Origin of the sequence: uncultured Campylobacter sp., assembly GCF_938002845.1 — a bacterium.
Classification (GTDB): domain Bacteria; phylum Campylobacterota; class Campylobacteria; order Campylobacterales; family Campylobacteraceae; genus Campylobacter_B.
Map to the genome: position 1 here is coordinate 1 of NZ_CALKZP010000026.1, position 6,467 is coordinate 6,467.

The 6,467-nt window shown below is 49.9% G+C and carries 6 protein-coding genes; all 6 read left to right on the forward strand.

Going from position 1 to position 6,467, the window contains the following annotated elements:
- The first annotated feature begins 97 nt into the window (after window positions 1–97).
- Window positions 98–874, forward strand: a complete 777-nt coding sequence (locus tag Q0224_RS03550) for a hypothetical protein (RefSeq protein ID WP_297949140.1) — start codon at window positions 98–100, stop codon at window positions 872–874.
- Between the two features lie 61 nt (window positions 875–935).
- The gene (locus Q0224_RS03555) at window positions 936–1,502 is read left to right on the forward strand and encodes a molybdenum cofactor guanylyltransferase (protein WP_297949141.1); all 567 of its coding nucleotides are present in this window, start codon (window positions 936–938) and stop codon (window positions 1,500–1,502) included.
- Complete coding sequence (locus tag Q0224_RS03560; RefSeq protein WP_297949142.1) at window positions 1,492–2,670, forward strand: phospholipase A; 1,179 nt, start codon at window positions 1,492–1,494, stop codon at window positions 2,668–2,670. The genes Q0224_RS03555 and Q0224_RS03560 overlap by 11 nt, the downstream gene beginning before the upstream one ends.
- A gap of 246 nt (window positions 2,671–2,916) precedes the next feature.
- A complete protein-coding gene (locus Q0224_RS03565; RefSeq protein ID WP_297949144.1) occupies window positions 2,917–3,843 on the forward strand; it encodes a branched-chain amino acid transaminase in 927 nt (308 codons plus the stop codon).
- 8 nt (window positions 3,844–3,851) lie between these two features.
- Window positions 3,852–4,931 (forward strand): SPFH domain-containing protein, encoded by a 1,080-nt coding sequence (locus Q0224_RS03570; RefSeq protein WP_297949145.1) that lies wholly within the window; start codon window positions 3,852–3,854, stop codon window positions 4,929–4,931.
- Between the two features lie 297 nt (window positions 4,932–5,228).
- Complete coding sequence (gene hisI, locus Q0224_RS03575) at window positions 5,229–6,086, forward strand: phosphoribosyl-AMP cyclohydrolase (protein WP_297949147.1); 858 nt, start codon at window positions 5,229–5,231, stop codon at window positions 6,084–6,086.
- The last annotated feature ends 381 nt before the right edge of the window (window positions 6,087–6,467 follow it).

Here is a 6,467-nt window from a genome sequence, read left to right on the forward strand (position 1 = left end):
CCTTGCAAACGCAAATCCTCCGCAATCCTTGATAATAAATAATTAAATTTGAGTTTATAGTTTTAAGTTAGAATTGTACCCAATCAAAGGAGAAAATATGAAGGTCATTACCATCGCGGTCGTTAACGGCAGGGTCGTAAACGAAAAGGAATTAATCGCGTCCATCGCCGATTATGACGATTTTACCGCGGTTGCCGAACAACTCCGCAAAGGGCTGAAATCAAGGTATTTTACATCTAGAGAGCATGCGAGGATCTACAAAAAAATCAGCGTCGAGACGGGCTTTAGGCGCGTACGATTCGACTACAAACCGTATAAAGATAGAATTTCAAACCTTATTGCCGAGGGCTACACCGTCAAGGCGATCCTAAAAAAGATCGGCGAGGAGGATGAAGCGTTCAAAAACGCCGTTACTGCGCCCGGGCTTACGCACTTCATCTCCGTGACGTTCAAAGATGAAAAAACAAGGCTTCGCGCAACCGCCAAAAAAAGCGAGGATTTCTTATACGCGTATCGCTTCGAAATCAAAAAAATGCACTTCCAAGGCGTTAGCAATAAAGAAATTTTAAAATATATGAAAGCTCATTACGAAAAGGATTTTGCCAAAGTAAGCGAGCGCGATCTGGCGGCTTTTATCGAGGCAAACGCCGTGCTTGATACCGACCGCAAACTCTCGCTGTATAAAAAGCCGAGCCTTTACGATCCGCATTTTAGCGAGATTATGAAGCTTTACGCAAGCGGTATGCGAGTCTATGATATCTGGAAGACGCTTAAAGCCAAATACCCCGAGCTAGCCAAGCTTCAGGCGCCGAGCCTTTATCAGTTCATCGCAAACAACGCCCTTGGCAAAGCCAAATATATGCAAAAAGACTGATATGCCCGCGCTTCTTTCAAATTTTACTTTCAAATTTAAAATTTCGCCGCGATAAAGATCGATGAAAGCCGGTGAAATTTCTATGAAAACCTGCGTCATTCTCTGCGGCGGTAAAAGCTCGCGTTTCGGCAGCGACAAAACGCTGTTTCCATTTCGCGGGCATCCCAGCATGACGCACTTTCTTTTTTCGCGCTTAAGCTGCGAATTCGAGCGGGTTTTCGCCTGCGCCAAAAGCTCTAAATTTAACCCGCCGCTTCCTATGATTTATGATGAATTTGAGGAATTTTCGCCGATGGGCGCGCTGTATTCGGCGCTAAAGCCATTTAGCGGCGAGCGCATTTTTATCATCCCAGCCGACATGCCTTTTGTAGAAATTTCCACCATTCGCGCTCTTAGCGAGCAAGAGGGGCAAATTTGCGTGGCGGGCGACGAAGCACACAGACATAGCTTGTGCGGATTTTTTGATGCAGCTCTTGCGTCGCGCGCGCTTGAGCTCTACCGCGCGAAAGAGCACAAGATCGGTGCGCTCATCGGATCTGCAAATTCCAAAGTGCTAAATTTCAAAAACAAAGAGCAGTTTTTAAATATAAATTATCAAAACGATTTAAAGGGCGTAGATGAAATTTAAAGCTTTAGCCTTCGCGCTTTGCGCCATAAGCCTAGCCGCGCAAGATCTATCCGAGCTATACGCAAAGGCTAGCGAATACGAGGCCAAGGGCGATTACAAAAACGCGATGATCTATTACAAAAAGATCGCCGCGGCAAATCTAGCGGAAAGCGGCGAAAAGTCGCGCCGAAATTCAGCAAAAAATTCTACCTCGTCCGCAGAAAACCGCGCTTCGCACGATGATACCGCCGTTTTAAACTCCGCTGAGTCGCAAAATTCTGTCGCACAAAATTCCGCCGCGCCAAAACCTGTCGAGCCACATTCCACTTCGTCAAATTTCGCAGACGCAGGCTCAGCTGTGTCAGACTCCGCGTCAAATTTAGCATCATCAAATTCCGCCTCGCTATCTCAGAATTCCACGACATCGAGTTCTGCGATGCAGGACGAACGGAATTTTCTAGCGCAAAATTCCGCGCCGCAAGGTGAGCAAAATGGCCGAAATTTTGGATTTTTAGGGCTTAAATACTACGAGCCGATCTATATGCTCTTTACTCACGATTTTAGCAAGAAACCCGATCGTAAGGCTGACGAGCTGCATTTTGAGTTTAGCTTCGAGCGCCCGATTGCCTACGACGTGCTGGGGTTTGGAGAAAAAATTTCATTCGCTTACGCGCAAAATTCCTGGTGGCAGATCACGCAGGATAGCGCGCCTTTCCGCGAGAGCAACTATCGCCCCGAGCTATACGTTAGCGCGCCGGTGCCGTTTGCGGACGAGTTAAAGATAGGCGCAATGCACGAGTCAAACGGCAAGGGCGGCGAGGAATCGCGCTCATGGAATAGGCTCTACGCCCAAAGCACGTGGAGTGCGGACGGATTTTCTATCACCCCCAGAGCGTGGTATGCGTTTTGGCTGGACCGCACGAACGAGGACATCGCGGATTATATGGGCTACGGCGATCTGCGCGCGTCATACACCTTCGGCAAGCAGCGACTTAGCGCTCTGTGGCGAAACAACCTTCATTTTGACGGCAGTAATCGCGGTGCAATCGAGCTGAACTACAGCTTTCCGATCTTTAACAGTGGATTTTACGGCTATCTGCGCTACTTCAATGGCTACGGCGAAAGCCTCGCGGACTACAAACGCAGCGTCAATAAGATCGGCATCGGGCTTTCTTTCGTAGAATTTTAAGAGGCGAAGCCTGGATTAAAAAGCTTGAAATTCTGCGGCAAAATTTTATCCGCATAAAATATAAAATTCGCAGCTTTTTGCTCTACGCCGCTAAATTTTAAAAAGCAAAATTTAGCGATGCAAATCGCCTTAAATTTTGCGGACGAAATTTCGCCTACCGTACCAGATCCCCGCCTGTAGAATTTCTTAGAAATTAATATTCTTTTAGCTAGAATTATAGATTAAATTTCATCAAAGGATCAAGAAATGGCACAAATTCAAGAGGCCGAGCTCATCTGGAAAGACGGCAAGCTAATCCCTTGGGCAGAGGCCACTACTCACGTTTTGACGCACTCTTTGCACTACGGAAACGCCGTATTTGAGGGCGTACGCGCCTATAAAACCGACAAAGGCTACGCGATTTTCCGCTTGGACGAGCACACTCGCAGGCTTGAAATTTCGGCAAAACTCTGCCTAATCAAGCTTCCGTTTGGCTTCGAGCAGCTCCGTAAGGCTCAGATCGACGTCGTCGCAAAAAACTGCTTCGATCAGACTGTCTATATCCGCCCGCTAGCGTATTTCGGCTACGGCTCGATGGGCGTTTCGTCTACGAACTGCCCGGTAAACGTCATCGTCGCAGCGTGGCAATGGGGCGCGTATATGGGCGAAGAGGCTCTACGCAAGGGGATCAAAGCCAAAATTTCATCGTGGATGAAGCCGGCGCAATTTTCGATGATGGCAAAAGCCAAAGCGAGCGCGAATTATTTTAACTCGCAGATGGCAAATTTTGAGGCGGTCGATGCGGGATACGATGAGGCGATACTGCTCGATCCGCAAGGCTTCGTCGCGGAGGGGCCGGGCGAGTGCCTATTTATCGTAAAAGATGGGCTCATCATCACTCCGCCGAACGATACCAGCCTGGAGAGCATCACTCAAAACTCGGTCATCGAAATCGCGCGCAGCCTGGGCTACGAAGTCCGCAGAGAGCGCATCGCTCGCGATCAGCTCTATGCCGCGGACGAGGCGTTTTTCACCGGCACCGCCGCGGAGGTCACGCCGATTAGTAACATCGACGGTAGGATCATCGGCAAGGGCGAGATGGGCGAGATCACGAGCCGCTTGCAAAAGGCGTATTTCGCGGTAGTTACGGGCAAAGACCCTAAATTTGAGCACTGGCTCACCTACGTTAAATAAGGACGCTCATGCCAGCGGATTTGAATGATTATTTTAATAAGAAAAATAGCGACAAAAAAGGCGGGAATTTAAATTTTAAAATTCCTAATTTCGGAGGGATAGGCAAGTTTAGCGGCGTGCTTTACGTGATAATCGCGCTAATCGCGCTGCTCGTGATTGCAAAGCCCTTCGTCACGATCCAATCGGGCGAAGTAGGGATCAAGTCAAATTTAGGTAAATACGATCCGACGCCTCTTGGCGCGGGACTTCACTTTTTCGTGCCGTTCATACAGGACGTATTCGTCGTAGATACTCGCACGCGTATCATCAACTACACCAGCAGCGAAGATATGAGCGCGGGTATCGCCACTAAAAGCGGTACCGCGGGCGGTATCATCAGCAAAAACTCGCTCTCGGTGCTAGACTCACGAAATTTACCCGTCAGCATCGACATCACCGTGCAATACAGGCTCAATGAAGCCACGGCGCCCAACACGATCGCCGAGTGGGGCTTTTTGTGGGAGGATAAGATCATCGATCCGCGCGTAAAGGACGTCGTGCGCAGCGTCATCGGCAACTATGCCGCCGAGGAGCTGCCTACCAAACGCGACGAGATCGCTAGAGCTATCGACGACGGCATCCGCAAAAATATCGAAGCGCTGGCGAATTCGCCCGTAGATCTGCTAGCCGTGCAGCTTCGCGAGATCATCCTGCCGGCTAAGGTAAAGGAGCAGATCGAGCGCGTACAGATCGCCAAGCAGGAGGCTGAGCGCACCAAATACGAGGTCGAGCGCGCAAATCAAGAGGCGCTTAAAAAGGCTGCTCTTGCCAAAGGTAACGCAGACGCCGTCAAAATCGAGGCTCAAGGTCGCGCCGATGCCGCTAAGATCGAGGCTGACGCGCAAGCTTACGCTAACAAAGAGGTCGCAAAGAGCTTGGACGCAAATCTTTTAAGCCTCAAGCAGATCGAGACACAGGCTAAATTTAACGAGGCGTTGCGCGAAAACAGCGACGCGAAAATTTTCCTAACGCCGGGCGGCGCGGTGCCTAATATCTGGGTCGATACGAAAGATAAGGCGAAGCAAAGCGCCATCGAGCGGGAAAATTAAAATTTCAGGCGGGCTATACGCCCCGATTTTGCGAACTAAATTTAATAGCAGGTTGCTTTGGGTGCATAAGCTTAACTCGCGATTTTATGGGTTAAAATTTAGCGACGAGCACGAAAGCTCAAAATGAGTAGAACTCGCGCCCGTCGCGGTTTAAGCTTGGCGGCCGCTTAAAATTTAGCCGCTAGATTTGTCCTTTAAATTTACTAGGCATGCCGCTTCGTAAATTTCAATAACTCAAATTCCGCGTACGGCGGCTAAATTTAAAGCGTGCGCGACTTCGCAAACTAAGGATCAAAGATGAAGGTAGATTGGCAAAAACTCGGCGGGCTACTCCCCGCGATCGTGCAGGACGCGGGCGACGGCGCGGTTTTAATGCTCGCGTATATGAACGAAGAGGCGTTAAATTTGACGCTGAGCACCGGCTACGCGCACTACTTCTCGCGCAGCAAGGGGCGTATCTGGAAAAAGGGCGAGAGCAGCGGACACGTTCAGCTTGTGCGAGAGGCGTTTTTGGACTGCGACAACGATACGCTGCTACTTAAAGTCGAGCAATGCGGCAGATCCGCCTGCCACACCGGCGCGCGAAGCTGTTTTTTCAAAGAGATTTCGCTGCAAAAATGCAGCGAAAATGTGGAGAACCCGAGCGTTTGCGATGTAAAAAATTCAACAATGCAAAATTTTACGGCGGCAAATTCCGCCGCAGAGCGCAGCGAGCAAAATTTAGACGCCTCCTCGCAAAATTCTACGCTCAAAAACTCCGCAGAAAAAAGCCCGTACGGCATTTTGGACGAAATTTATCACATCTGCTTGGATCGCAAGCTAAACGGCGAGTCCGCGCTCTCCTACGTCGCCTCGCTCTACGCGAAGGGCGAAAATGCCTATCTCAAAAAGATCGCCGAGGAGGCGTGCGAGTTCGCGCTGGCGTGCAAGGACCTCTCGCGCAGCGGGCTTTACGCAGACGTCGCGCGCGAGGGCTTCGGCGAACACAGAGCGGGCGAGCCGCGATACGACGTGATTTACGAGGGAGCGGATCTTTTATTTCACCTTCTGCTCGCGCTTGCAGCGCACAATATCCACCCGGACGCCCTGCTTGACGAGCTAGCGCGCAGGCAAGGACAAAGCGGCATCGAAGAAAAGCGCAGCCGCGAAAAATGACGCGTAAAATTTAATTGCGAAGGCGCCATGCCCGCTCATCCGCTTTGCGCGGCGAGCTAAATTTAAAAAGTAGTACCGAAACTCTACGCCGAATTTCAGCAACGAAAGAATGCTCCAGTCGCGCTATTGCCGTAAAATTTAATCGCAAAGCACGAACTAAAATCTGCGCGTAAATTTAAGCGCCTTGCGCAGATCGTAAAATTTCACTAAAATTTTAAAATCAAATTTAAAGGATAGCTGATGAGGCAGATCACGATGCAAGAGGCTTTGGACGCGGTTAGCGAGCGCTACTGCAAAGGCCATCACTACGAAAACGTAGCACTCACCGATGAGATGGTGCGCCGCATCTGCGAGGTAAAAAGCCTCGTAAATATGGGCTTT